This window comes from Gilliamella sp. B3783, from assembly GCF_026536125.1.
Taxonomy (GTDB): Bacteria; Pseudomonadota; Gammaproteobacteria; order Enterobacterales; family Orbaceae; genus Gilliamella.
This window is the reverse complement of sequence record NZ_JAFNOU010000001.1, coordinates 121497-145165: the sequence shown is the minus strand read 5'-3', so window position 1 is coordinate 145165 and position 23669 is coordinate 121497. Positions and strand designations below refer to the sequence as shown.

The following is a 23669-nucleotide window of genomic DNA, read 5'->3' as shown; positions in this document are numbered from 1 at the left end:
AGCGTTGTTTCTGATTTTTGTTGATTCATTTTTAGACGTTTATCGAGAAATGAATTAGCATTGGGTTATTGTTGTTAAATAACCTGCCATAAAATAGATCGCCTTAGGATCAATCATTCAAAGTTTAAAGAAATGGAAAGAAAAATATATATTTGTTAGTTAAGGAATAATATGGAAAAAAATGTACAGCAGGCTGTATCAGTGTTAAAAAATTTTATAACGGATATGAATAAGTGGGAAGGATATTGTGAACCACTTTGCGAGCTAATCGAAAATGGTGAGGATGACGAGCCTTTAAAAGATAAGATGAGAAGTGAGTTAAATACTATATTCAATCAGTATTGTACTATTAAAGAAAGAAAGTACGGTCGCCAAGTTTCATTAGACTGTGGATATCCACCAGAGTATTCACCCGATGAAGAAATACTAAAAACAGAACAACTATCAGAAAACAAACTACTCATTTATACGCAACAACATACAGAATTTAAAAGTCAGTTTCGTTATTCCTTAATATATACTCATAAACAATGGCGAATTGATAAAAAAGAAATATTTGATAAGTCTGACAATAAATGGGAAAAATTTTCATTATAAAAAGGGATAACGGCTTGTAACATCGCTTTAACTTGATAATTGTCGTTATTCGATTGCTAAGCTGTATGCCTGAAATTATAGATATCACTACCAGCCAATATAAGCTCAATAAACGAAATGAATTTATTTCATTTGATGAGTTGTTATCTCTATTTACCTTTTTTTAGATACGTTAAATAAAAGCTAAAAGCCTATAGCGTATTATAAAATGAATTAAGTCGTCTTTATTACATAACAGAATAAAGACTATTAAATGGCATTGACACTTAAAATTATATTGAATAATTTTGCCTACTTTGTGATTGATGCTTATAACATTATGCCAATGTAGCAATAAGACTTAAATTTTTAACTTACTTAAATATAAGCTATTAAATTTAATTAAATCAATGTAATGCAAAGTATCGTTGAACAACATACTGTTAAATTAAATGTTATATTGTTAACTCCATATAATGTTATAATTTAATAAGTTCCAATTAATTTTAAAGAAGTTATGGCAAAGTCTAAAAAATGATAACTAAAGCGATACCAATCAAATACGGCATTATTTATGCTCGAAACGCATTAATTCTAAAAAAGGTTAACTTGGATTGCTACCCGTTTACATTGATTGTTGAAACGTCACTATCGCTAGCTAATTGTCAGCCCGAAGTGTTGAACGTGCCTGATGTATGGGTAAAATTTATTTTTACTGATATTGATAACTTATCTATTTATCAATTAGATAATTATCCTAATCAAAGATATTTAACCTCAAGTTTTGATCTTGTTGAACAAGTTCATCACAAAGGTAAAAAACGCATAATACTCAGCACATACGATCATATTTTTGATATTGTTGGTCGTTATCGTATTGAATACTAAGCATAATCAAACGTCGAGTATTGATTAAAAATAATCGGTTTAACATGACTAAAAAATAAACTGGCAATGTTAGATAAAAGTTGTGTTAATGAGCGCTATAAGATAGTGCGTTACTTGGTGTTAAAAATATTGCAATTGGTCCTCATTTTTACTTGAACAGATGGACTTTGGGTTCAAATCAAAATGCAATATTATTAGAGAAAGTAACACAATCTAACATCCAAGTAAATCTAACAAAACGTAAAACAATTAATGTCAAACTATATTGGTTACCCGCTTAACAAGGTGTAAAAAAAATACTGCCACTAAATACACTATATTATCCAACTACTGAACCTCTTCAACATTAATATTATGAACCTCATAACTTGGTCATTTTCGATAAGAATTGATAATAATAGTCGAATTAATGATTATAAAATAATAGGTTAGTGAGAAGCGTAATTTTGAATAGATAATGTACCTGATCATTAATTTACAAAAGGTTTAAAGTCAATATTTTTGAAGAATCAAAACTTATTGATGTCATGGGAGTCGATTAGTCTATTATCAATAGAAAAAAGTAACTTGTTAGTTCTAATTAACCTATAACCATCAATATGTTACATAAAGAAATTAACAAATTTTTTCGCGGTTGATTGTATAATTACTAGGTATTGATTATTAATATTATTTTTTTTCGGTTAATAAGCTATGGACGATATATTCAGTATTACTCATGCATCAGTTTTATACTAATTGCAAACTTTATCCAATAACACACACATCTTACTCTTGGAAAATTGAATTATATTGAAAATGAATGTAATCGAAATTAATTTAGTGGTTTTCTAACAAAGATGATATGCGTCAAAGTGTAAAGTCATTGTTGAAAAAGTGTAAAGTTTATATTAATATATTAGAAACTATATATAGAATATATGGTTATTAAATAAAAATTATTGATAAGAGTAATTATTTCTAAGCCTTAAGATGATACTGCAAATATAATCAATCAGTTCACAGCTATATAGGAATGTAAATCAAAGTCAAAGGTTAAAATAATAAAAAATTAATATAACATGCGCTTATATCAGATGGTTAACATACTTAGACAATATAAATTCGATAAAGAATAAAATATTCATATGTAGCGCGATTATCAATTAATGGATTAAAAGTCATTTTTTTACAAAACAGATTCGGAGTTACAATGAAAAAACTAATTAGTATATTTTTAGCATTATTTGTAGTTGGGTGTGCAAGTAATATAGATCCAATGATTGAACAAAAAGCAAAAGAGCCATTATACTGCGATGGGGCTGAACAATGTTCTCTATATTGGAAAAGAGCGGAATATTGGGTTTCAACAAACTCTAGATGGAAACTTGAAACAGTAACAGATGTGACTATTAGAACAGCTAATCCATTAGCGAATGATCCTTACTTAGCATTTCAGGTTTCTAAAAAACCTATTACTTCTGATAAATATCAAATCTTGATCGCCGCATATTGCGATAATATGTTTGGATGTGTACCAAATAAATATGGCGCTATGGCTGCATTTAAACAGTATGTTAAAACAGGAATGGATAACTAATTCAATTACATCCCCGTTTAATCATAATTATCCTAAAACCTTCATTTCGAAGGTTTTATTTTAGTTGCTGAAATTTTTCGTAAAAAAATAAAGAATTCACTCATCTAGATAATTGAATACTGAATCAATCATTTATAAAAATGAGATCACCTTCAATAATGTTTTGTGCTTTTAGAAAAGTATTATCCCTACATGTATTTAACACTGAAAATATGTAAGTCACAACGCTTGGTTGGGGTTGGGCAACAATGCCTTGGATTGATTGATATTTTGTTATCTGGCAGGTCGGCTATATATTGTGATTTTGGCCAAATTTTATTGAAATCATCATGGGTTAGCATCATTTTGGTGCTTTCGGTTTGCTTGTTGCTGGTTTGAGGTAATTTAGCCTCAACGGCTTGTGCTTTTTTAAGCGCACTAGCTTGGCTATTTTTAGCGGTCAATGTTCTGATGACTAATAATTGTAGGTTTTTATCTTCCACTAAACCTTGTGCTACAGCGTACTCAACTTTTGGTAAAAACTCCGCTATTGCATTACGGCTTCCACTGCGCCTGCAAGTAGCTTTGGTGTATAGGGAATAATCTAGTCAAAAATAGGCCAAACTAGTGATAGTAATCCCTGATGAGCCAATACTGTTAACACTGTTACTAAACTTGCTGTACGTTCACATAATTTTGTTTGAGTAATACCTAATTCAAACAGCATATCTAACCATATTTTACGGTCTATAGGACGAATGGCAATATCAACATTTATTCAGTTAATGATGTTGTCGAAGTAATTAATATTGATTTTCACGGTAATCAAGAGCTTCCCGTAATATTGGGCAAACTCGACAATTATTGGCGACTTGCTAAATGGTTATCATGGGCTGAACGTAGCGCTTGGCAAGTTGAACAGGGTAATGAACGGGTCAATTTATCTAGCAATAATTTAACCATTCAATTATTTCCAAGTGGCAAGTTAGCGTTAGTTTCACTCTACTTATCTTAAATTAGTTTGTAAATTGTAAATAGAGTAAAATCATCCCAACTTTAGAATATTTACTATAAACTTTTAACTAATCTTACTATATGTTTAAAACTTAGAAAAGTCATGAATTTATTGGTAAATTAGTGTGATAAAATACATTGAGTACCCCATCGATTTAATCATCAATTGCGAAGTAATTTAAAATATGGATATTTATAATAAAAAACTACCAACAATCAGGCAATTGCAATATTTTATTGCGATTTGTGAAATGCATAGTTTTCGTGCTGCAGCAGATAAACTGGGTGTAAGTCAACCGCCATTATCCGTGCAAATAAAAGAACTCGAAGATAAATTGCAAGTGAGCTTATTTTTAAGAAATTCTCACAACATGGTATTAACTAAAGAAGGTGAAAAATTTAAAAGCCAAGCATTGGAGGTATTAAACAGTTTATGTCAATCAGTGGATAATATTAAATCTTGTCAAGGCAATCAAGTCATGTTAGGTATGACGAAAACACTGTGTTTTGATTTTATTCCTTTTTTCAAAAAGTTTTTAGCAAATTTCAATGATAATATAAAACTTTATCAACATGACTACACGTCTAAAGAGCTGTTATTAGAACTCCAAAAAGGCAATTTGGATTTTGCTGTTGTATCTGATTTTGCTTCAAGAAACCAACAAGAAAATTCGATGCTAATTTATCAGGAGCCGCTTATTTTGGTTCTTCCAGAAAGCCATCCTTGTAGCCAACAAGATTATGTTGATCTTAATGATGTCACTGATTTACCGTTATTTTGGTTTAAAGCCCATTTAAATAAGACTTTTTATGCACAGTGCGAGTCTGTATTTAAAACGTTAAATCATCCATTGGTTCGTCGAGCTGAACGACCAGACACGCTGTCTATGTTATTGGATATTGCATTAGGGAGAGGTATGATGCTATTACCTCAGTCGATGACACAGGCCAACATTGATGGGGTAGTGTATAAAAAATTGATTAGTACCCAAACCAGTAAATTATATATCGATATTTATCTTGTTTGGCGGAATAATTTACACGCTAACTTGATTTATGAACAAATTATCAATTATTTCAAATCGTTATAAGTAGTTACTTAAGGGGTATTTGACTAATTGTGATGTAAAAAGAGTGACGATAGCGTTACCAAGTGGTTTGCATGATTAAATATCGTATTCATGGCTACTGTCGTTTTTACTCTAGACCAACTCTATAACCCTTAAACGTTTAAAAATAGCATTGCGATAGATTGTAAACACTTGATATTATCGTATTAAAAAATTAGAAAGATTTTTACATACTAATGATAGTATGGCTAAAAGTTCGGACCTGATTTTGTTTAAAAAGGTCCGAAATGACATTGATTGAAATGATACCCTTAAAAAATTCTATCTTTGCCGATAATTAATCAAGCGTGTTTATTATGGGTTGATGTTAGTTAATTGATAAACCGATTCATCACCCCAAGTACCGATATACAATTGGTTTTTGTACAGACTTAACGCTACAGCACCAGACAATGATGTAACTAGTGTAGTGGTACTTTTGCTATTGACATCGACTTTACGAACTGCACCAGCCCCATTATCAATGACAGCAACTTCGCTAGGTGAAAGACTTACTATACCTACACCGGGTTGGTTAAATGCACTCCCTAATTCTATCTGTTTTCCATTAGGTTCGATTAAAGTTAAGCGTCCACTATATTGTGACACAACTAAGCGATTGTCAGCTAATTGTGTTACACCGACAGGTAATGATAATCCTTTTGCAACAACCTTTTTTTGCTTTGTCGTTAAATCCAAAGCGACAACCTCGCCAGAGGAGCGATTAGTAATCAACAATTCACCTGTATTAGAAAATGCAATTCCAGTTGGCGTATGATAGTCAGTCGATATTTTTTCTACTTTGCCATCTTTGGTGATTTGTAAAATATAATTGCCACTATAAGATGAAACATAGATATTATCTTGTTTATCAATAACTATTCCTGCAGGAGAGGATATGTTGTTATAAATAGTGTTACGTTTACCTTCCGTTGTGATTTTTTCTATTGAACTTCCAGACCAATTTGTCACATACATCGAACCTTGGCTATCGAAGGCGATAGCGGTTGGCGCACTAAAAGATTTTGCAATAAGATTCAATTTTGCCATAGCTAATTCCCCATATAGAATAAAACAGATAAATAGTGCAATTTGAAAAAATACTTTTTTGATCATTGTTTTTCCTCGTAAAGTGATAGTATTGCGATATATGTTCGCCTATTGTTTAAGTATTGCTTTGTTTAATTTTGATTAATTTAATACCAAGTAAAGCTAAAGCAACATTAAGTATGGTTAAAATTAAGATAGCCACAATTAAATTAGGCCAATTTAATTGTTGATAAATGCTTCCTAATAAATAAGTGCCTAAACTGCCACCAATAAGGCATGCAAGTAAATATAAAGACGATACCGCGCCTCGTAAGTCGAGTGGTACAATTTGATTAAGCATAGCCATGACAATGGGTTGAATTCCAAACACAAACATAAATAGACAAAAAATACCTAAACTAATCATTAATATGTTGGTACCAAAACCAATGATCGTAATTGAAGCACTTACGCATAAAAGTAATAAGATGAGTAAATTGTTTTTATTGATAATCTGTGCCAATTTTCCCGTAATGATCGAACCAATTATTGCGCTGATTCCTGCAAAATTTAACCAACCAAGTTCTGTTGAGGTTAGATAAAATGGTGAACCTTTCAAATAAAAAGTGAGCAATGAAGACAACCCTAAATAAACAAAAAAGAGCAAAAATCCAACCAATAAGAAAATAATGACAGTTCGATTAAACAGCAGTTTTGATGCGTGTTGATAAGTTTCAATGATGCTGATTTTAGCCGTGTTGTTTAAAGTGGGTTTGATCGCAGATGGAATAAAAATAGTGACAATTAAAATCAGGCAAGCATAAACCCCAAAAGCAACTTTCCAAGAATAGATATCGGTTAACATGGCTGCTAAACTACGGCTGAATATCATTCCTACAATTGAGGCCGAAATTAACATCCCCATTGCTTGTGATAATTTTGCGTTGTCTGTATTTTTGGCTGTGTAAGCAAATAAAGCAGCCGGTACTGAGGCGGCAAAAAAGCCAATTAATGACATTACACTAAGATATAGATTAAATGACGTTACTATATTGGCAATGCATAGGCAAAGTACTGTGCCAAGACTGCCAAATGTCACTAACAGACGTGTGGATAGTTTATCTGATAATGGCCCATAGATAAAAAAGGCTAATGCATAAAAAAAACATGATAAGCTAAAAACTAATCTCGCATCTAAAATCTCAATGTTAAAGTTTATCGATATCTCCTGAAAAATAAGTTGAGTAATATAAACAGAGCCAACCAAAAGCATAATAAGAAGTGCAGATATAATAATGCTCATTTTATTTGATAATCGTTGAGTGGATGTCATCCTTGAATTCATACGGCTAAAGTTCCTTATTAAACAATATTGTGATTGATGTGTACTGAAGGTTTAGGTCGAAAGTAAAACGATCTAAACCTTAGATTTACTATCACTGTTTTTGGCAATAAGCATAGGATAACAAGTGTAAAATATGGAAATACTTATTTTGTGATAGTAAAAAACTATCAGAGTTGAAAAGTCAGTTTAAAACGTGTTGCTTAAGTGCTTTTATTATAAATATTAATCAGTATAACAATATGTTAGCTATAAAACTTAGTTTGATCGTATAAAATCAAACAGTCTAATTGATTTCTGTTTTTGAATAATAGGGATAAGCAAAGTCGACTATTTTTATGCAAGGATTGATGATTAAAAGGCGTGGTTATTTAAATAAAACAATGTAAATTTTCATCTAGATAATTGTCTTGTAAAATAACAAAAAATGATGATTGTGCTATTAAAATGGTAATTGAAAATGTATTTATGAACAGTGAATAAATTAAATTACTTGCTTTATGCTCAATCTCTTTTTTTATTACCCGTTTATTCAGAACAAAGTTTTTAAAAAAAGTTCAGTTAGGTCTTTCAAACAATCAATCTAAAATGACCGGATTATTCATCTCATTTTTAAAATTAATTATTGTTATGCTTTGTAAGCATAAAGCGCAGATAGTTTAATTTCAAGATGAATGATTTATTCAACTTTATGGCATGTATAAGATTGTTATACATTGTTTTTTGAATAGCTGATTGATTAAAAAATAAGGTTATTGGATAATGTGGCGACTAAATAACCATGTCTGCACTATATGGAATAACAAAATGAAATTAAATCTAATCCGTCCGTTATTTTTTATTACCATTGTTTTGTTATTAACCGGCTGTTTTTTTTGTACCTATAAAGTCAACACCGCTGAAGTTAAATTAGATCAAAATCAAAAAGTTTGCATCAACATACCAAAAGAAAAAGCGCGTTCAACTGATGTGTTTAATATTTCATCTAGCAGTATTTTTGTAACGCATATTGGGTATATTTGGGAACAGGAAGATCATGGTTCAATTTATCAAGCTAAAGCAGGTGAATGTTTACGCTTTGATTATCCTTTTCAAGTCGATGTGGATTATTCAATTGATTTTGTTTCAACCAACCTCAAAAATAATGAGGATAAACCATGGATTGCTAGTTTTCGGTTAAAAAAGAAGGCTGATGGTAATTTGAAAATATTATGGCCAAATGATCCTGATGAAACTAAAACTGAATAAATTCAGTCAATATTTAATTTTTTAACAGGTTTTATATAAAATTTGTACATTTAATAGATAGGTTACGTGATTATAGATAAAATAAAATGACATCACCATTATTAGTTAATTATGAATGTTCATATACCCATTTTTTTATGAATGATTAGCTATCAGGCAAAATCCCATAAATTATTCATACCATCGATCGCTATTAATTTATCCAATAATTATTCAAACTAACAAGCTAATACATTTGCGATCAGTTCCCATATTAGCATAATAATTTGACCTAAATGATTGCTGAGTTTGAGTCGCGCTTTAGTGGGGATAAAAAACAAAACTAGCAATGATTACCCTGTATTTTACCGCTATCTTTATTCACTACATCAATAAAAATATTTCGAAAATCACACATTACTTTGTCATTCCAGGCCATTGCTATGTCCCAATGTACTGTTTTTTGTTTAGGAATGATGAGTTTTACGTTCCTTGGCAAAAATTGCTTCATACTTTGTGGCATAAAGGCAATAGCATTGCCGCCAGCAACTAACGCTAATAGTGTTGTCAAATCACCATTTATTAATATTTTATTAGTTTGAAGTTGATTTTGTATCAAAAATTGTTCGGTTTGTTCTGCCAGACATGGAAAGCGATCTTTATCGAGTTGATATAAAGGATAGTGCTTTAAAATTGCCGATAAGTTATGCCAATCGATAGGGCTACTAGAGGGAATGGCTAGGGCAAGTTTTTCGTGGGCAATAAGCTGTGAACTTAGTTGATTAGTAAAAGGCATCCGTAAAAATCCGATTTGTAGGGATCCTTCTAATAGCATATTAATTTGAACACTTGAAGGAAGCTGATTGAGCGTAACTTGGCAATCAGGTCTTTGTTTGACAAATTGATCAACCCATAATGGTATTTTTTGATAGGTAGATAGACTAAACCCAATTGATAAGGTTTGTTGATACTTTTTATTTATCTGTTTGGCATAAGTAAGAAAATTGTCATGTGATTGTAGAATCGACTTTGCTTGAGCATAGAGTTGACCACCAAAAGTAGTCGCGGTTGCACCTTGCCGACCTCGAAAAAAAAGTTGACCGCCAGTTAAAGATTCTAACGCTTGTATTTGTTTGGATAAAGCCGGCTGGGTAATAAATAACGCTTTTGCTGCCAAACCGTAATTACCGGTTTCAACAAGTTTTACAAAAGCACGTAATAATCTTAAATCTATTCCTTGCATTTATTGAATCCTAAAAAATTGGAATTATACAGAGTCTAAAATCAAATCTATGATAGGCGTTATTTAGTCAGGATAACAGATATGGGTTGTTTTGACTTGTGTAAGATAAAAGATAAGGAAAAAATTATGCGTGAAACTCTTACTAAAATTACTGCGGTATTGTTTGATATGGATGGGGTATTGATTGATTCGAATGAGGCAATTGAACGAGCGTGGCGTGAAGCTGCACACATGTATGGTCGAACTATTAGTGACACAGATATGGTTAAACATATTCATGGTCAACCTGGTCGACATACGATTGCGACGCTATTTGGAGATTTGTCTATTACTGATCAACAAAAAGTTCAGGCCCATATTATTTATGTTGAAAACACTGCTATTTACAAACCAATTGCTGGCGTTGCTAAATTCATCACGGCATTACATAAAGCCGGCGTTAAAGTTGCCATCGTTACCAGCGGTTGGCTAGAAAAAGTCAATTCGATCATGAATTTATTGAAAGTGAAGGAGTGTATTTCGGTCATTATTGATCGTGACAGCGTCACTCGAGGTAAACCTTATCCAGACCCTTATCTAAAGGCTATCAAGTATCTTAATATTACAGCAAAACAGGCAATGGTCTTTGAAGATTCAATCAGTGGCGTTAAATCTGCTGTGGCAGCAGGAACATTTTGTGTCGGTGTTGGCCATGAATCGCTAATGACTTTAGGGGCAAAATTTACGATTGCCGATTTTTCGCTTATAGAGGTGATTATTCAACCTAATGGATGCGCAATTATTGATTTTGGTAATGCGCATCGAATATTGGTTGGATAGAATAATAACCTTGAATAAATTCGCTAAATTTGAGTAGACGATGGAACAAATTGTTAAGTCACCGGTTGATATCTTTATTAGAATAGACCAATTTTCATTAATTGATTATCCTAAGCAGGTTCGCATTTTTACTTTATATGCTTCTATTTATGATTTTTTTATTTGTTTTTTTGTTTTATTTTGAGATAAAAGAATTTTGTTCGTCTTTTTAATTGATCCTTATTGTTAAATCACCTACTATTAATACTCAATTTATAGGTAATGGAATGATATGAATAAAAATATAATTATTGGACTAGTGTGTTTAGTCATGTTTGGATGCAGTGAAAATAAAGTCACCGAACAAATGCTTATTGGTAGTTGGTCTTGTGTTTCGAATCTAAAGTCTGCTAAATGGCGAAATGGCGCTTTTGAGGATTATGGTGAAGTTAAAACCGAAAAGGGCAATATTCATTATCTGTTAGAAGGTGGCCAACTTTTATGGAAAACAGAAACAGATTCACACCCCTTTGATTTAAAAACTTTTTATGATAAACCTAAACAGTTAAAAATAGCTCATGGTGGAATAAGAACTGTTCATAAAAGTATTGAGTATTATTCACAGAATAAATTTAAAATGGTTAATGTCTTTGAAACCATTTATCCAGAAGATAGCCTAAACAATCATAGAGAAAAAATTGAGTTTGAATGCTTACGTCGTTTAAATATATAAATGGTATTAAGATCGAGACGATCTTTTATGTTTAATAATCCAGTTTTGTGATTGTTTATCAGCTAACACTATTTAGTAATTTTGTTAATTAAAGGTTGTTAAGAAATCAGTTGATAAAAATAGACTACAGGTTAACCTACCTTTGAGCAAACTAATTCCAATTTTACTATCAAAATTGTTGTCATTTAATTAGTTCAAAAAATTTATCATGAATTAATAATGCTTGCAAATCAGATTAATTTTATTATTTTTAATAGATTACATTTTTATATCACTATTTTGCTTTTGATAGCCAAACGAATGAAACAAAATAAAGTTAATACCAAGCTTGATTTTTTATTGAAACCGCGTTTATATAGTACTGATAAGTAATGTGCTTATCGCTAACATAACCTTACTGGAGAAGCTTATTATGGTACAAAAATTTGCTGCATACGGTAGTGATGTTTCAGCTGGCACTTATAAGTGTGCCGACTGTGGTTATATTTATTCAAACCAAAGTAAGAAATCTTTACCACCTTGCCCTGATTATAATAAAAAACCGCATAGCAAAAATGGTTGGTATGTGATGTCAGGTCAAGGTGATTCTGTGAAAGATCCTCATCCAAATAAAAAATAATTGTTTTACGTTTCATCAAAAGGTAACCAATTTGTGTTACCTTTTCGATTATTTGCTTGCTCGTTTAATATTTGTTGTTTTAATGGCTCTAGCAAATCACGAAACCAAAACAGCGCTATGTCTTTATCCCGTTCCCTTAAATTCAAATTTTCAGTAATAACTCTTGAAAGTAATTCAGCCCGTTCAATTGTTTTTATTTTTTCTAACTCATCCATTATTTATTACCCTTTTACTGCATTTCTATACAGTTAATAATAATTACCTTTCCGACCAACTGTTAGTTGATAATATTATTGATTAATCAGAATGTTATAAATTTTTCTGGTTATTTAACAAAATGTCATTTTAGCTAACATTAACGATACATTTGGATCGGTTTTACTAATGTTGTTTTAAAAATCACTTTCAGAACAGACCTTTAAAAAAACCATTATTTGGCTTTTAACCTAGACTAATCTGCATTTACACTATACCGTTAATTTTTTATTTTTGCTATCCCGATAAATTTAAAAAAGTCGATGTTTGGTTAAATTAAATGTGTGAAAAGATCGTTTAATTTTATTAAAGTTATATATCTTTTAATTAGTTATAATGCTAACGGTTTCCAATTATTTTTTATTAAACATTTTTATTAGAAAAAATAAAGTGAGTTAAATTTGCATTTTTAGAATTGCTTTACTTTTTGAAATGATTAATTAATGGATAAAAATATCGTATTTTTTTTAAAACAAGCATATTATGATGATATATGATATGTCAGTAAAACGGAGCATTATAAAAAACGTTTTTAATAATTTTGTTCGAAAAATTAACTACTCAGAATTTTATACCCAGTTTTAAGGTTAAGTTTATTAATTTGTAAAAAAATTAATGTTGGCTTATTCCATAATTTAGTGCTTAAATATATGTTATGACTCATAAAGGATCCTTGAGTAAGTTAAGTAAAGGATTATATACTTTAAAGACTTTTATGGATAAACTCAGTCATGTAGCTTAAGGTTATTTTCTATTCGGCTTGTTCGTGAATCTTTTTTTTCACGGATGTATTTTGCCTAATCAGCATTCATGTCTATATCCAAACAAGTTTGTCAATCGTAATATAACTCGCTGAAATAGAGATTGAAATTGATGTCATCATGGTGCATTATTCCTAGCTAATTGTAATTTATGGTTGTGTTTTAATTTAACTTACAAGGTTAAACTAAATATAAAATTCTTTTAGTTTAAGTTTAATGTTTTTTTAATTATTTTTATCTGAGCTTAATTTATTATGAGTATTAATTTTAATTCTGGTGGAGCTAAAGTATTAGATAGAATCATTGAAGCTTATGGTTTTCGATCCAAAGTTGAATATAGCAATTATTTGGGGACATCTGCAGCAAGCTTATCCATTCGCTATAAACGAGATTTGTTTCCTTCTGATTTAGTCGTTAAATGTATGGACGAAACAGGTGCATCATTACAATGGTTGGCACATGGCCAAGGTGATTTTAATCACGTAGATACGGATAAAGCAGTGGTTATATATGATAAAATTTTAGATAAACTAGAGCGACTAATAACCTTCAAAGAAAAGGGGGACATTACACCGCAAGAGTATAATGAATTGAAAAGGGCACTTATCAAAATGGGTGATGTAAATAATGAATAGTGAATAAAAGCTATTAAATAATCATCTCTTTTTAAAATAAAACATCCCAATTCATGGATAAACTAATTTTTTTGATAACATGACATTATTAGATGCCCACCATATTTAATTCTTTTGCTAGCTAGTCAATTTCAAATTTGTTTTTTATTTAATTGATGTTAGATGAGTTGAATGTTATGAATCACTTAAATAAAGCAAATAATCTAATTCGTTTAACTTGGACTAGCTATCTATTTTGTTTTAACTTATTCTTTATTTTTATGGTAATAGCGTCGTTATAATGGAATGGATTAATAATAGCCGTTGAGTGTTATTTGATGTAACTTTGCCAGTCTTATTTCAGCTTGATAAAGATGAACGTTTAGCTATGCTTTATATTTAATGTATTGAATATATTGATAAACTAAAAATAATTGATTTGAGAAAATGTCTATCACTACCTATCTTATTAAGATCAATTGCACAATAAAAATGTACTAACTTAATTAAATACTCTTTTTTTATAAAAAATTTTGTGTAAGATAACCATCAAATATATTAATCAATAAATATTTGATAATTATCAGCAGTTACTAGAGTACTTACTCAAAATAGTGAATGAGCATTTTTTATCGGGTAAGATTAAATAATACAATAAGGGATAGCACAATGAAAAAATTAGCGAAATCAGCAGCGATATTGATTGGATTATTGATGTTTTCATCAGCTTATTGCGATGAATTACCGCCAGTATCTAAAGTAAGTTCGGCTATTGTGAATAGTGCAAAAAAATCGATTTTAGGTGAAAACGGTAAGTTTCCATATAAGACGGCAGATGGTACCGAATTAACCAATATTAGCGCAAATAGTAATAACATTATATTTGAGTATAAAATTCCCGCAGATAGCCAAACCCTACCCGTACAGGATCTTTCTGATTATTTTAGAGTTCAGCTTAAAGATGAATTTTGTAATAAGCAAGATGTTGTCAATGTCTTGAGTTTTTATGATATTCGTTTTTTATTTCGTTTTCAGTATTCTGATGATCGTAACGTACCAGCTACGCTATCGATTAAAGAAATTTGTCAGTAATATTTTTAGTTAAGAATGCGTTAGCTAATCGCTATTGGATAAGCTTTAATAAAATAATGCCCATATTTTGTAAAAGTCTTATCCAAACATAACGTATTTATTGATACCACTTCCTATTCCACATAAAAGCCCAAACTGGCTACTAGCGTATTGGTTTTCGCCAAATCTACATCGTTAATATGTTTAAATAAAGATTGACTAACTGCTCATCAAAAACTCATTTTTCAAGTTATAAATCATGTATTGTAATATCATTCACAATATTCATCTATTACTGCTGGGTAAGGCAAAAGATCGCAGTCAGGCAATGACTATTACCGCATTATTGCGAATCATTTATTGTGCCAATTGTTAGTCATTGTCAATTAATTAGTCATTTTAAAGAGACATTTTGATTAACACTCATCATCACTATTTGTGTCTATTATTGGTTTGTAGACTAGTTTTTAGCAATAAATACTGCCCGCATTGGGGCAGGATAGCCTTCTACGGTTTTGGTTATGTCATTGGGATCTAAAAAATCAGCCAGTGAATCAGATGTCATCCATTCTGTTTTACGTTGTTCATCCAAGCTAGTAGTCGAAAGATCAACAAGCTTAACTTCGGTAAAACCACATTTATTGAGCCAGTTAATCATGGTGGGTACTGATGGAATAAAATAAACATTACGCATCTGAGCATAACGTTCACCGGGCATTAGCGCTTGATGCAGCTCACCATCAATGACCAGTGTCTCTAATACTAATTGTCCACCCTTAATCAGCTGATCTTTTAATTGATAGAGATGATCAAGCGGGGAACGGCGATGATATAAAACGCCCATTGAAAATACGGTATCAAAAGCATTGAGTTTGGGTAACTCTTCAATACCTAGTGGTAATAGGTGGGCTCGCTGGTCATTACCTAATAATTTACGGATTGCTTCAAATTGGCATAAATAAAGCGCCATTGGATCAATGCCCACAGCCAATTTGGCTCCAGCACCAATCATACGCCATAAATGATAACCACTATTACAGCCAACATCTAAAACTGTTTTACCTTCTAAGGTATCAATATGATTGATTAATCGTTGCCATTTCCAATCTGAACGCCACTCGGTATCAATATAAATATCATACAAATTAAAAGGTCCTTTACGCCAAGGCATCATGGTTTTTAATAACTGCGTAATCCGTAATTGTTCGCCATTAGTTAGCGGTTGTTCGGTTTTTGCTGTGACACTATGCAATAAATCAATTTGATAAGGCGTGATAGACGGTAGATGCTTAATACTGTTGAGCCATTGATTAAAGCGATTATCAATGTTTTGTTTTTGCCAATTGGCTAGTTGTGCCGGTAAAACCTCAAGCCAACGACTCAGTTTACTTTTTGCGATTATCTGGTAAAAATCACCAAAGTCGATCATGTGTTATTCCTTGTTATCTGTGTTTGCATTTATACATTATTTGATTGCGATAATAGATCCAAAATTAAAACACTGGAACCAAGTGTCTATATGATTAAACCCTGCCTGAGATAAGCGTTTTTTATGTGTTTTGATCGAATCGGTCAGCATCACATTTTCTAACATGTTTCGTTTTTGACTAATTTCAAGTTCGCTATAGCCATTCGCACGTTTAAAGTCATGATGCATATTGAACAGTAATTCATCAATAGTTGGATCACTAAAACTAAATTTTTCAGAAAGGACCAAAATACCATTAGGTTTTAATGCTTGATAGATATTATTTAAAACACGTTGACGATTGTCTGGGGTTAAAAATTGTAAGGTAAAATTAAGTACCACCATTGATGCATTTTGCATACTAATATTGCAAATATCATCACAGATGACTTCAACAGGAACTTTAGCTTTGTATGCTTCGATGTGTCGTTTACAACGTTCAACCATGGGTTCGGAATTATCTACTGCAATAATACGACAATTAGCATGATTGATATTACGTCGAATAGAAAGAGTAGCCGCACCTAAAGAGCACCCCAAATCATAAACTGTTGAATTTGGTTGAACGAATCTTTCTGCTAACATGCCAATCATTGAGATAATATTAGAATAACCAGGAACCGAACGTTGCACCATATCAGGAAAAACTTCTGCAACCTTTTCGTCAAATGTCCAATCGCCTAATTTATCAATGGGTGTCGAAAATAATTGGTCTTTTTTGATATCCATAAAAGTTATTGGTACTATAGAAATTAATTCTGTTATCATACCATTTTTTAGGTTCAATTGTTCGGGTAATTATGAGTTTTATTGCGCTTATTGCCATAGTTGTTAGCATTCTGATCGCTATCTATTTAGGCAAACGTTGGCAATTTTGGTTTAAATGTCATCCACGTGGTGTATATCAAATTGCTTATTGGTTTTTTGTTGGTATCGCGAGTTTATCTATAGTACTTTCTAAGATATTTGATAGTTTGTCTACATATTGGCTGCCTTTATTGGCGAATGTTACTTTCGGTTTAATTATCTGCGCTATTTTTGTCACTTTATTGTTTGATATTGTGCATAAACTTATTAAAAATAAATTTAGTCCCAATTTAGCGACCAAAATTATCTATATCATTTGTGTTCTCGCACTATTTTGTTATGGCCATGAGATGGCTTTCGAATCTAAAATTGTTAATTATCAAGTTAAAATTAATAAACCGGCTAATGTTGATCATTTACGTATTGTTCAGCTTACAGATATTCATATCAATGAATTAACTACGCATAGAATGATTCAACAAATGGTTGATAAAGTGAATAGTTTGAATGCCGATTTTATTGTTATTACTGGTGATACGTTAGATAAACGTTTAAAACCATTTATTGAGCAAGATTTTTATAAACAATTTCAGCAATTAAAATCAAAATATGGTACATATATCATTTTCGGTAATCACGAATATTTAGGTACAAAGGAACCGAATAATCGTGAACAAGATATCATTAATGCCTTTCAACAAGCGAATATGAAAGTGTTAAAAGATGATATAGTTTATCTGGATGATGTCGGTATTAACCTGGTTGGGCGCGATGATTTTTCATCTGCGTTATATGATGTAAAACGGGCTTCTTTATCTGACTTGATGATGTTTACTGATACGCAAAGCCCAGTTATTTTATTGGATCATCAACCGAAAGATTTAGTTGAACCTGCTTCGTTAGGGGTGGATTTAATGATTTCAGGTCATACTCATGGTGGACAAGTGTTTCCTATTAATTTGCTCGTTGCGGCAATGTATAAAAATGCCCACGGCATCTATCAAGATAATGAGAAACCTTTTGTTAGTATTGTGAGTAGTGGTTATGGTCTTTGGGGACCGCCAATTCGTTTAATGACGCGTTCTGAAATCGCAGTTATCGATATCGATTTTGCTAAACAACCAGCATCAAGCACTAACTAAACTAATTAGGAAACAGACTTTGCCATATCAATTTATTACCAATAATGCGCAGTTAAATCAATACTGCGTAAAAATTGCCAATAGCAATGCAATTGCTTTGGATACAGAATTTGTGCGCACTCGGACTTTTTATCCTCATTTAGGATTGTTGCAAGTGTTTAATGGTGAATATGCTGCCCTGATTGATCCGCTAGCAATTACTGATTGGCAGGCTTTTTTAGCTATCTTAAATAATCCTACTATTGAAAAATATTTTCATTCTTGCAGTGAAGATATTGAAGTCTTTTTACACTTTTTTGGTTGCTTGCCAACGCCAATTATTGATAGCCAAATATTCGCTTCGTTTTTAGATAATCCAATAAGCAGTGGTTATGCCAGCTTAGTTAACAAATATTTAAATGTTGAATTAGATAAAAGTGAAACGCGTACAGACTGGTTAAAACGTCCATTAACTGAAAAGCAATGTAATTATGCTATTAATGATGTTTTGTATCTATTCCCTTTGATGAATTTACTTAAAACGCAATTAACGAAACAAGGTTATCTAACGGCAGCTTATCAAGAATGCCAAACCGTAATTAAGCGTAAGTGCGAAATCATTAATCCAGATGATGCTTATCTTAATATTAAAAACAGTTGGCAACTAAAGGGCAAAAGTTTAGGTCAATTATATAAACTCGCACGTTATCGTTATAATACCGCTAAACAAAACGATATCGCTTTAAATTTTGTCGTGAATGAAGAAACACTATTTAAAATAGCGCGTTATTCGCCAAGTTCCTTGGCTGAACTTGATAAATTAGGTATGAATGGCAAGGAAATACGGTTATATGGACAGGCTATTTTAGCTATTTTATTAGAGCCTATTCCAGACATTCCACCTATTCGTCGAGTGAACTCTTACCCTAACTACAAATATATTGCAGATAAATTAAAACAAGCAGCACAAGATATTGCTGAGCATACTGGGTTGAATCAAGATTTGTTATTATCAAGACGATTAATCAATCAGTATGTTAAATGGCAAATAGATAAAACCGATGCTTTACCTGATATTTTAGCTGGTTGGCGAAAGCCTTTATTTGAAAAATATATCGCGAATGAGCAGTAAAAATTCAAGAGTATTGTGATGGCGATTATTTTTTTAATCCAACTATAGGTAGTGTTAAATTACGATAAATCGCTAATAGGCGAATAATAAGTGTCACTGAAATACCGAGCAGGGTGGATATCTCTAACGGCAAATTAAGTGCGTTATAAGCAATGACATGTGTTGTTCCACCGATTATGCAGGCAGTTGCGTAGATATCGGTTCTAAAAACCATAGGAATATCTCTGGCAAGTACATCTCGTATAATTCCACCACCAACACCGGTCATAACGCCCATACATACTGCAATTAGGCTATTGACTTGAGAGTCAATAGCTTTGTTTACCCCAATACCGACAAATACGGCAAGACCAATTGCATCTAATACCGAAAATAACCATTTAGGAATAGTTAGGGTTGATGAATAACGTAACAACAACATGGTTATTAGTGAGGCGATAATAGCAACATATAAATCTGTTGAGTCAGTTATCCAAAAAATCGGTCCATGATTTAACACCATATCTCGAATAGTTCCACCGCCAATAGCGGTAATAACAGCTAAAACAAGTGCACCAATTGGATCCATCTCTTTTTTTGCGGCTAACAATACGCCAGAAATAGCAAATACAATAGTGCCTAAAAGGTCAAACCAAAAAAGGTAACTCACGCAAGTTCACTCAACATTGATTCTACAATCAACGATGACTGTGCAGAAGCAAGTTTTAAAAATGATTGAAAATCAATTGCTGATTCATTATCACCATTATCGGAAATTGCTCGCACCACAACAAACGGCACCTTAAAAAGCCAACATACATGACCAATTGCTGCAGCTTCCATTTCAACAGCAATTGCATCAGGAAAGGTTTGTTTTATTCTATCTAAATGGTTTTTACCATTAATAAATGCATCGCCACTACCAATCGAACCTACAATTGCATTGACGCCATGTTTTTTTATGCAGTTTTCAGCAAGTAATTGATATTTTTCAGCAGATTCAAAGGTGGCAGGGCAGCCAGACATTTGTCCTGGTAGGTATCCAAAAGCAGTTAAATCAACATCGTGATAAAAAACATCCTGTGACACAACAATATCGCCAATATTAAGTTTAGATGATAATCCTCCTGCTGAACCCGTATTAATAACGGCATCGACGTTGTAATTATTCAATAATAATGTTGTGCCCGATGCTGCTGCAACTTTACCGATACCGGATTGGAGCAATACAATGTCACAACCGGCAATTTGACCTAAATGAAAATCACATCCTAAATGGTTTTCTACACGATAGTGATTGATTTTAGTTTTTAATATAGCAACTTCTTCTTCCATTGCGGCAATAATCGCGATTTTCATTTAATCCTCTTAGCTTTGATTAACTCACTTAAATTTAGATGTGCTATCATAATTGCAGAGGATTAACTTGACAATATATCATTACAAAGGAGTGACCAAATTTGCGAACAATATTTATTACCGGTTGTTCTAGTGGTATTGGTTTGATTTCAGCGATTGCTTTAAAAAAACGTGGATATCGCGTTATTGCATCGTGTCGTAAAGCGTCTGACCAGAAAAAACTTATTGAGCAAGGGTTTGAAACAGTATTACTTGATTTAGATAACCCTGAATCAGTTAAACAGGCAGCAAAAGAGGTGTTAACATTAACTGATGGTAAATTATATGCATTATTTAATAATGCAGGTTTTGGTGTTTATGGTCGGTTAAATACCATTAATCGTGAGCAATTAGAAGCTCAATTTTCAACCAATTTTTTTGGTGTTCACCAGTTAACCCAATTACTGCTTCCTGCAATGCTTGAACAAAATGAAGGCCGAATTATTCAAACAAGCTCTATTGTGGGCATCGTAGCAACCCCTGGTCGGGGGGCTTATTCTGCAAGCAAATATGCGTTAGAAGCATGGTCAGACGTATTAAGATTAGAATTATATAAAACCAATATTAAAGTTTGTTTAATTGAACCAGGTCCCTTAAAAACCTATTTTTCCAGTAATGTTAATCAAACTGAAAAGAATAATACTATAGAAAATCCACCTATTGCTAAACGATTTACGCTTCTTCCTGAAGCGGTATTACCTTATTTATATCATGCATTAGAGAGTAATAAGCCAAAAATTCGTTACAGGGTAACAAAAGTCACTAAACTTGCTGCTATCGCTAAACGTTTGCTTCCCGATAGATTAATGGATAAAATTTTATCTAATAAATAATAAGCCGAAAAATTTAGGAAACATTTATGCAAAACCAATTTATTTTTGATGTGAATGAACACAATATTCAAGCAATTATTGAAAAGTCATCGCTATCACCGGTATTGTTTTACTTTTGGTCTGCACGAAGTCCAGAACACGAAACAATGACACAAACACTAACAAAATTAGCAAACGAATTTAATGGGCAATTTATATTAGCAAGTGTCAATTGTGATGAACAGCAAATGTTGGCGGCTCAATTTGGTTTAAGAGCAATACCAACTGTGTATCTATTCCAAAACGGCCAACCTGTAGATGGTTTTCAAGGGCCGCAATCAGAGCAAGTGATAAGGGATTTTTTAGCTAAAGTATTACCAAATGAAGATGAATTAAAATTAATCGAAGCACAATCATTATTTAATGAAGCTAAATACGAACAAGCTTTACCTTTGTTAAGACAAGCTTGGAAAGCCTTGACCGATCATCTAGGTAAGCCAAGATCTGATATTGCACTAATGCTTGCTAAATCGCAAATAGAACTCAAACAATTAAGTGAAGCAAAAGAGGTACTTAGTACCATTCCATTGCAAGATCAGGATTCCACTTTTCATGGTTTACAAGCAGAAATAGAACTACTCGAACAAGCAGCTAATTCACCTGAATTACAATTGTTGCAAGCGCAATTAGCTCAACATCCCGATAATATAGAATTAATGATTCAATTGTCTTCTCAATTAATGCAGGTAGGGCGTCATGAAGAAGCGTTAGAATTATTATATCAACCGCTGACCAAAGATCTCAATGCTGGAGATGGGCAAGTGAAAAAAACATTGCTGGATCTATTAGCGGCTCTTGGTACCAGTAATCCTCTGGCAAGTGCTTATCGACGTAAACTTTATACATTATTATATTGATAGATAAAGTGTATCGAAAAAGATCAATATTTATTGCTATCTATTGTTTTATTGACTTTAATCATTAACAGTATAACTAACTAATAAAGTGAATTGTTTGGTATTGGTTAGTTAAACAATAGATAGCGAATAAAAAATGGTGGTTTGCTAAAAATAATAAGTAATGAAAGATTCAACAACTGTATCATTGTTGAATCTTTTTTATTTAGTGTTCAATAATGCGAGGAAAGTTTTCATCTTTGCGTAAGGTTAACACTTCAACGCCGTTATCGGTGACTAAAATAGTATGTTCATATTGTGCAGAAAGACCATGATCTTTTGTTTTAACTGTCCAACCATCTTTCATTGTGCGAGTACGCCAATCGCCGGTATTAACCATTGGCTCGATAGTGAAAGTCATTCCCGGTTTTAAAATCACTCCGCCATCGTCAGCATCATAATGTAATACCTGTGGTTCATCATGATAGACATTACCAATACCATGACCACAATATTCTCTAACTGATGAAAAACCGAATTTTTCAACATATTTTTGAATCGTTTTACCAATTTCTTTTAAACGAATACCAGGCTTAATAATTTTTATTGCTTCATATAAGCTTTCTTGAGTGACTTGACATAATTTTTCACCGGCAATTGTTGGTTTACCCGCAATATACATTCGTGAAGTATCGCCATGATAACCATCTTTAATAACAGTGACATCAATGTTAAGAATATCACCATCCTTAATTTTTTTTTCGAAACTTGGAATGCCATGACAAACTACATCATTGATTGAAATACAACTAGTATGTTTATAGCCACAATAACCAATATTGGCAGGAATTGCTTTTTGAACATTAACAATATGCTCATAACAAATTTGGTCAAGTTCACCTGTACTTATACCGGGTTTAACATAAGGTTCAACTATTTCTAATACTTCAGCGGCAAGTTTACCAGCTATACGCATTTTTTCGATTTCATCGGGAGTTTTTAACTTGATAGACATTAATTCGTTCCTATAATATTAACGGCATTATCCTATCATATACCGGTATTTCGTCAAATCATAGCTATTAGTATATTTACAATGAATCGAAAAATGTTGAAATGTTTGGTAAAAAAATTAAGGTAAGCTGATGTTTTAGTATAAAATTGAATAGAAATTATCACTCATAAAAAATTATCAATAAAATATACATTAGAAAAATAG

At 32.0% G+C, this 23669-nt stretch carries 26 protein-coding genes; 15 read left to right on the top strand and 11 right to left on the bottom strand.

Features of this window, described 5'->3' with window-relative positions; genetic code table 11:
• Positions 1–171: 171 nt before the first annotated feature.
• The 3 genes from J3U59_RS00620 (at position 172) to J3U59_RS00610 (ending at position 3043) form a co-directional block, all read left to right on the top strand.
• Positions 172–597: an NTF2 fold immunity protein gene (locus J3U59_RS00620; protein WP_267332786.1), complete on the top strand. Its 426-nt coding sequence runs from the start codon at positions 172–174 to the stop codon at positions 595–597.
• Positions 598–1110: 513 nt separating this feature from the next.
• Positions 1111–1464 (top strand): hypothetical protein, encoded by a 354-nt coding sequence (locus J3U59_RS00615; RefSeq protein WP_267332787.1) that lies wholly within the window; start codon positions 1111–1113, stop codon positions 1462–1464.
• A gap of 1192 nt (positions 1465–2656) precedes the next feature.
• Positions 2657–3043 (top strand): hypothetical protein, encoded by a 387-nt coding sequence (locus J3U59_RS00610; protein WP_267332788.1) that lies wholly within the window; start codon positions 2657–2659, stop codon positions 3041–3043.
• Positions 3044–3231: 188 nt separating this feature from the next.
• Here the strand turns inward: J3U59_RS00610 and J3U59_RS00605 are convergent, their stop codons facing one another.
• Together J3U59_RS00605 and J3U59_RS00600 are read right to left on the bottom strand one after the other, a co-directional pair.
• Complete coding sequence (locus tag J3U59_RS00605) at positions 3232–3525, bottom strand: hypothetical protein (RefSeq protein WP_267332789.1); 294 nt, start codon at positions 3523–3525, stop codon at positions 3232–3234.
• 101 nt (positions 3526–3626) lie between these two features.
• Positions 3627–3749, bottom strand: a complete 123-nt coding sequence (locus J3U59_RS00600; RefSeq protein WP_267332790.1) for a hypothetical protein — start codon at positions 3747–3749, stop codon at positions 3627–3629.
• A 117-nt stretch (positions 3750–3866) separates the two neighbouring features.
• Here J3U59_RS00600 and J3U59_RS00595 point away from each other — a divergent pair, with 117 nt between their 5' ends.
• Together J3U59_RS00595 and J3U59_RS00590 are read left to right on the top strand one after the other, a co-directional pair.
• Positions 3867–4037, top strand: coding sequence for a hypothetical protein (locus tag J3U59_RS00595; RefSeq protein ID WP_267332791.1), 171 nt, complete (start codon positions 3867–3869; stop codon positions 4035–4037).
• 184 nt (positions 4038–4221) lie between these two features.
• Complete coding sequence (locus tag J3U59_RS00590; protein ID WP_267332792.1) at positions 4222–5127, top strand: LysR family transcriptional regulator; 906 nt, start codon at positions 4222–4224, stop codon at positions 5125–5127.
• A 333-nt stretch (positions 5128–5460) separates the two neighbouring features.
• Here the strand turns inward: J3U59_RS00590 and J3U59_RS00585 are convergent, their stop codons facing one another.
• Positions 5461–6261: a PQQ-binding-like beta-propeller repeat protein gene (locus tag J3U59_RS00585; protein ID WP_267332793.1), complete on the bottom strand. Its 801-nt coding sequence runs from the start codon at positions 6259–6261 to the stop codon at positions 5461–5463.
• A gap of 49 nt (positions 6262–6310) precedes the next feature.
• On the bottom strand, positions 6311–7519 hold the full coding sequence (locus tag J3U59_RS00580) for an MFS transporter (protein WP_267332794.1): 1209 nt from the start codon (positions 7517–7519) through the stop codon (positions 6311–6313).
• Positions 7520–8323: 804 nt separating this feature from the next.
• On the opposite strand from J3U59_RS00580, the gene J3U59_RS00575 reads away from it, so the two are divergent.
• Entirely contained in the window at positions 8324–8764 is a 441-nt protein-coding gene (locus J3U59_RS00575; RefSeq protein ID WP_267332795.1) for a putative T6SS immunity periplasmic lipoprotein, read from the top strand.
• A gap of 322 nt (positions 8765–9086) precedes the next feature.
• On the opposite strand, the gene J3U59_RS00570 is transcribed toward J3U59_RS00575, so the two are convergent.
• The gene (locus tag J3U59_RS00570) at positions 9087–9986 is read right to left on the bottom strand and encodes a LysR family transcriptional regulator (RefSeq protein ID WP_267332796.1); all 900 of its coding nucleotides are present in this window, start codon (positions 9984–9986) and stop codon (positions 9087–9089) included.
• Between the two features lie 126 nt (positions 9987–10112).
• On the opposite strand from J3U59_RS00570, the gene J3U59_RS00565 reads away from it, so the two are divergent.
• The 3 genes from J3U59_RS00565 (at position 10113) to J3U59_RS00555 (ending at position 12136) form a co-directional block, all read left to right on the top strand.
• Entirely contained in the window at positions 10113–10805 is a 693-nt protein-coding gene (locus J3U59_RS00565) for an HAD family hydrolase (protein ID WP_267332797.1), read from the top strand.
• Between the two features lie 271 nt (positions 10806–11076).
• Entirely contained in the window at positions 11077–11517 is a 441-nt protein-coding gene (locus J3U59_RS00560; protein WP_267332798.1) for a hypothetical protein, read from the top strand.
• Between the two features lie 412 nt (positions 11518–11929).
• Complete coding sequence (locus J3U59_RS00555) at positions 11930–12136, top strand: hypothetical protein (RefSeq protein ID WP_267332799.1); 207 nt, start codon at positions 11930–11932, stop codon at positions 12134–12136.
• A gap of 5 nt (positions 12137–12141) precedes the next feature.
• Here the strand turns inward: J3U59_RS00555 and J3U59_RS00550 are convergent, their stop codons facing one another.
• The gene (locus J3U59_RS00550) at positions 12142–12351 is read right to left on the bottom strand and encodes a hypothetical protein (protein WP_267332800.1); all 210 of its coding nucleotides are present in this window, start codon (positions 12349–12351) and stop codon (positions 12142–12144) included.
• A 1055-nt stretch (positions 12352–13406) separates the two neighbouring features.
• Here J3U59_RS00550 and J3U59_RS00545 point away from each other — a divergent pair.
• Both J3U59_RS00545 and J3U59_RS00540 read left to right on the top strand, forming a co-directional pair.
• Positions 13407–13787: a helix-turn-helix transcriptional regulator gene (locus J3U59_RS00545; RefSeq protein ID WP_267332801.1), complete on the top strand. Its 381-nt coding sequence runs from the start codon at positions 13407–13409 to the stop codon at positions 13785–13787.
• Between the two features lie 648 nt (positions 13788–14435).
• Positions 14436–14858, top strand: coding sequence for a hypothetical protein (locus J3U59_RS00540; protein ID WP_267332802.1), 423 nt, complete (start codon positions 14436–14438; stop codon positions 14856–14858).
• Between the two features lie 439 nt (positions 14859–15297).
• Here the strand turns inward: J3U59_RS00540 and cmoB are convergent, their stop codons facing one another.
• A complete protein-coding gene (cmoB, locus tag J3U59_RS00535) occupies positions 15298–16266 on the bottom strand; it encodes a tRNA 5-methoxyuridine(34)/uridine 5-oxyacetic acid(34) synthase CmoB (RefSeq protein ID WP_267332803.1) in 969 nt (322 codons plus the stop codon).
• 36 nt (positions 16267–16302) lie between these two features.
• Complete coding sequence (gene cmoA, locus J3U59_RS00530) at positions 16303–17073, bottom strand: carboxy-S-adenosyl-L-methionine synthase CmoA (protein WP_267332804.1); 771 nt, start codon at positions 17071–17073, stop codon at positions 16303–16305.
• 32 nt (positions 17074–17105) lie between these two features.
• Here cmoA and J3U59_RS00525 point away from each other — a divergent pair, with 32 nt between their 5' ends.
• Together J3U59_RS00525 and rnd are read left to right on the top strand one after the other, a co-directional pair.
• The gene (locus J3U59_RS00525; RefSeq protein ID WP_267332805.1) at positions 17106–18254 is read left to right on the top strand and encodes a metallophosphoesterase; all 1149 of its coding nucleotides are present in this window, start codon (positions 17106–17108) and stop codon (positions 18252–18254) included.
• A gap of 19 nt (positions 18255–18273) precedes the next feature.
• Complete coding sequence (gene rnd / locus J3U59_RS00520) at positions 18274–19365, top strand: ribonuclease D (RefSeq protein ID WP_267332806.1); 1092 nt, start codon at positions 18274–18276, stop codon at positions 19363–19365.
• Positions 19366–19390: 25 nt separating this feature from the next.
• On the opposite strand, the gene J3U59_RS00515 is transcribed toward rnd, so the two are convergent.
• Complete coding sequence (locus J3U59_RS00515; RefSeq protein WP_267332807.1) at positions 19391–20014, bottom strand: TRIC cation channel family protein; 624 nt, start codon at positions 20012–20014, stop codon at positions 19391–19393.
• On the bottom strand, positions 20011–20703 hold the full coding sequence (locus J3U59_RS00510) for a 5'-methylthioadenosine/adenosylhomocysteine nucleosidase (RefSeq protein WP_267332808.1): 693 nt from the start codon (positions 20701–20703) through the stop codon (positions 20011–20013). The genes J3U59_RS00515 and J3U59_RS00510 overlap by 4 nt, the downstream gene beginning before the upstream one ends.
• A 101-nt stretch (positions 20704–20804) precedes the next feature.
• Here J3U59_RS00510 and J3U59_RS00505 point away from each other — a divergent pair, with 101 nt between their 5' ends.
• Together J3U59_RS00505 and J3U59_RS00500 are read left to right on the top strand one after the other, a co-directional pair.
• Positions 20805–21575: an SDR family oxidoreductase gene (locus J3U59_RS00505; protein ID WP_267332809.1), complete on the top strand. Its 771-nt coding sequence runs from the start codon at positions 20805–20807 to the stop codon at positions 21573–21575.
• Positions 21576–21601: 26 nt separating this feature from the next.
• A complete protein-coding gene (locus tag J3U59_RS00500; protein WP_267332810.1) occupies positions 21602–22471 on the top strand; it encodes a co-chaperone YbbN in 870 nt (289 codons plus the stop codon).
• 205 nt (positions 22472–22676) lie between these two features.
• Here the strand turns inward: J3U59_RS00500 and map are convergent, their stop codons facing one another.
• Positions 22677–23465: a type I methionyl aminopeptidase gene (gene map, locus J3U59_RS00495; protein ID WP_065634177.1), complete on the bottom strand. Its 789-nt coding sequence runs from the start codon at positions 23463–23465 to the stop codon at positions 22677–22679.
• Between the last annotated feature and the right edge of the window lie 204 nt (positions 23466–23669).

What these genes read in the sequence shown, in the direction of transcription:
- J3U59_RS00620 (WP_267332786.1), top strand. Translation starts at nt 172, where the DNA reads ATGGAAAAAAATGTACAGCAGGCTGTATCAGTGTTAAAAAATTTTATA.
- J3U59_RS00615 (WP_267332787.1), top strand. Translation starts at nt 1,111, where the DNA reads ATGATAACTAAAGCGATACCAATCAAATACGGCATTATTTATGCTCGA.
- J3U59_RS00610 (WP_267332788.1), top strand. Translation starts at nt 2,657, where the DNA reads ATGAAAAAACTAATTAGTATATTTTTAGCATTATTTGTAGTTGGGTGT.
- J3U59_RS00600 (WP_267332790.1), bottom strand. Translation starts at nt 3,749, where the DNA reads ATGCTGTTTGAATTAGGTATTACTCAAACAAAATTATGTGAACGTACA.
- J3U59_RS00590 (WP_267332792.1), top strand. Translation starts at nt 4,222, where the DNA reads ATGGATATTTATAATAAAAAACTACCAACAATCAGGCAATTGCAATAT.
- J3U59_RS00585 (WP_267332793.1), bottom strand. Translation starts at nt 6,261, where the DNA reads ATGATCAAAAAAGTATTTTTTCAAATTGCACTATTTATCTGTTTTATT.
- J3U59_RS00580 (WP_267332794.1), bottom strand. Translation starts at nt 7,519, where the DNA reads ATGAATTCAAGGATGACATCCACTCAACGATTATCAAATAAAATGAGC.
- J3U59_RS00575 (WP_267332795.1), top strand. Translation starts at nt 8,324, where the DNA reads ATGAAATTAAATCTAATCCGTCCGTTATTTTTTATTACCATTGTTTTG.
- J3U59_RS00570 (WP_267332796.1), bottom strand. Translation starts at nt 9,986, where the DNA reads ATGCAAGGAATAGATTTAAGATTATTACGTGCTTTTGTAAAACTTGTT.
- J3U59_RS00565 (WP_267332797.1), top strand. Translation starts at nt 10,113, where the DNA reads ATGCGTGAAACTCTTACTAAAATTACTGCGGTATTGTTTGATATGGAT.
- J3U59_RS00560 (WP_267332798.1), top strand. Translation starts at nt 11,077, where the DNA reads ATGAATAAAAATATAATTATTGGACTAGTGTGTTTAGTCATGTTTGGA.
- J3U59_RS00555 (WP_267332799.1), top strand. Translation starts at nt 11,930, where the DNA reads ATGGTACAAAAATTTGCTGCATACGGTAGTGATGTTTCAGCTGGCACT.
- J3U59_RS00550 (WP_267332800.1), bottom strand. Translation starts at nt 12,351, where the DNA reads ATGGATGAGTTAGAAAAAATAAAAACAATTGAACGGGCTGAATTACTT.
- J3U59_RS00545 (WP_267332801.1), top strand. Translation starts at nt 13,407, where the DNA reads ATGAGTATTAATTTTAATTCTGGTGGAGCTAAAGTATTAGATAGAATC.
- J3U59_RS00540 (WP_267332802.1), top strand. Translation starts at nt 14,436, where the DNA reads ATGAAAAAATTAGCGAAATCAGCAGCGATATTGATTGGATTATTGATG.
- cmoB (WP_267332803.1), bottom strand. Translation starts at nt 16,266, where the DNA reads ATGATCGACTTTGGTGATTTTTACCAGATAATCGCAAAAAGTAAACTG.
- cmoA (WP_267332804.1), bottom strand. Translation starts at nt 17,073, where the DNA reads ATGATAACAGAATTAATTTCTATAGTACCAATAACTTTTATGGATATC.
- J3U59_RS00525 (WP_267332805.1), top strand. Translation starts at nt 17,106, where the DNA reads ATGAGTTTTATTGCGCTTATTGCCATAGTTGTTAGCATTCTGATCGCT.
- J3U59_RS00510 (WP_267332808.1), bottom strand. Translation starts at nt 20,703, where the DNA reads ATGAAAATCGCGATTATTGCCGCAATGGAAGAAGAAGTTGCTATATTA.
- J3U59_RS00500 (WP_267332810.1), top strand. Translation starts at nt 21,602, where the DNA reads ATGCAAAACCAATTTATTTTTGATGTGAATGAACACAATATTCAAGCA.
- map (WP_065634177.1), bottom strand. Translation starts at nt 23,465, where the DNA reads ATGTCTATCAAGTTAAAAACTCCCGATGAAATCGAAAAAATGCGTATA.